Raw genomic sequence first — 1,942 nt, 5'->3', positions numbered from 1 at the left:
CCCATGGAGCGGCCGGTCTCGTAGGCGTCCTCAAGGCCGTCCATCATCATGTGGTCGATGATGCGGTCGTGGCCGGCGCGATAGCCGCCGCGCGCCTTGGCGAGGAGATACGGCGCGTTGCTCATGCTCTCCATGCCGCCGGAGACGACGATCTCGGCCGAGCCGGCGCGGATGATGTCGTGCGCCAGCATGGTCGCCTTCATGCCGGAGCCGCAGACCTTGTTGACCGTGGTGGCGCCGGTCGCGTCAGGCAGGCCGGCGGCGCGCGCCGCCTGGCGCGCCGGTGCCTGGCCTTGTCCCGCCGGCAGCACGCAGCCCATGAAGACCTCGTCAACTTTTTCGGGCGCGAGGTTTGCGCGCTCCAGCGCCGCGCCGATCACATGCGATCCGAGCTTATGCGCGGCCAGCGGCGACAATTCGCCCATGAAGCGGCCGAGCGGGGTGCGGGCGGCGGAGACGATGACGACGGGATCGGCGGCTTCGGCCATGATGGGACTCCCTGCGATGACGGTTGAGTAAGATTATAGTCATCATATGATGCGACGCAAAAAATGCAACCGCGCGGGGCATGAGAAAATCTTGTGGTTCGCATGAGATTTCCTCCTGCGATCGGGAGCAGCCGCTGTTGGCGCAGCGGCATCCACACACACCCCGCTGTCATYGCCCGCGAAGGCGGGCGATCCAGTATTCCAGAGGCGGCGCGTGGATACGGAGAAGCCGCGGCGTACTGGATGCCCCGCCCCCGTGCGCAATTGCGCACTAGGCGGGGCATGACACCTTTGGTGTGGCGACGGCCTGCTGATGCAGAGGCAGCTACCGCTTCCGATCCACGAACGCCTGCATCAGGCGCGTCGGCTCGTCCGTCAGGAACGACTCGCCGAACACCTTCACGCTCAGATTCACCGACTCCGTCAGCGGCAGTTCCTCCCATTGCCGCAGCAGCGCCTTCTGCGACCGCAACGCCTCGGGGCCGCATTCGAGCAGTGCCTTCACCGTGTGCTCGACGGCTGCATCCAACCCGCCCTCGGGTGCGACCTTGTCGACCAGGCCCCAGGCGAGCGCCGTCGGCGCGTCGATGTTCTCCGCCGTCATCACCAGCCAGCGCGCGCGGGCCCAGCCGATCAGGCGTGGCAGCAGCGCGGCGTGGATCACCGAGGGGATGCCGACGCGTACCTCCGGCATGCCGAAATGCGCATCATGCGCGGCGATCCGGAAGTCGCAAGCGGCGGCCACTTCGAGCCCGCCGCCGAGGCACCAGCCGGGCATGCGCGCGATCACGGGGGCGGGGAACTGGCGCACGGCCTCGCAGAGATCGCGCAGGCGGCTGATGAAGGCTTCGGCCGATGTCTGGTCGAGCCTGGCCATCTCCTTGATGTCGGCGCCGCCGATCATGCTCTTCTCGCTCTGGCCGCGCAGCACCACGACGCGGATGCTGCGATCGGTGGCGAGCTGTTGCAGGCCTTCGCGCACTGCGTCTGTCACGGGCGAGCCCAAGATATTCAGCGAGCCGGCGTTGCAGATCGCGACGTGAACGACGCCGCGCGCATCGCGCGTCACGCCGCAGTGGTTGTTGAGCATTTCCATCGTGGGATCTCGACGTTTGTTGGACGTGCGCGGGCGCACCGGTCGGGATCACTTCCGGGCCGAAACACGCTGCTTGTCAAGCGGGCCGGGAGACGGAGTTGCCAGCGCGAAGTTCGTGACATAGTATGATGAATATCATACAAAGAGGCCGCCATGACCTGTAACGATCAACTCGACCTGTTTTCGCCCGCGCAACGGCGCGAGCGTGTGGTGGACTGGCAGGTCCCTGCGCCGGTCGCGAAAGCGGCGATGGGCCTGTCGGGCATGGACGCCATGCAGGGCATTCGCGACGGCCGCTTGCCGCCGCCGCCCTTCGCAAAGCTGATCGGCTTCACCATGGCGGTGGTCGAGCCGGGCC

The 1,942-nt window shown here is 66.9% G+C and carries 2 protein-coding genes and 1 pseudogene; 1 reads left to right on the top strand and 2 read right to left on the bottom strand.

The features are described 5' to 3' along the window. Both AC1D00_RS38890 and AC1D00_RS38885 read right to left on the bottom strand, forming a co-directional pair. The coding region (locus AC1D00_RS38890; protein WP_477014325.1) for a thiolase family protein at positions 1–488 on the bottom strand (488 nt) is incomplete at its 3' end. A 325-nt stretch (positions 489–813) separates the two neighbouring features. Beyond that, a complete protein-coding gene (locus AC1D00_RS38885; RefSeq protein ID WP_477014324.1) occupies positions 814–1,584 on the bottom strand; it encodes an enoyl-CoA hydratase in 771 nt (256 codons plus the stop codon). A gap of 153 nt (positions 1,585–1,737) precedes the next feature. Between AC1D00_RS38885 and AC1D00_RS38880 the strand changes: the two are divergent. Beyond that, positions 1,738–1,942, top strand: a pseudogene (locus AC1D00_RS38880) (PaaI family thioesterase); the annotation flags it as partial.

The organism is Bradyrhizobium sp. P2_E8 (assembly GCF_056403875.1).
Note: the sequence above shows the minus strand (reverse complement) of the source record. Positions and strands in the feature narration are given on the sequence as shown.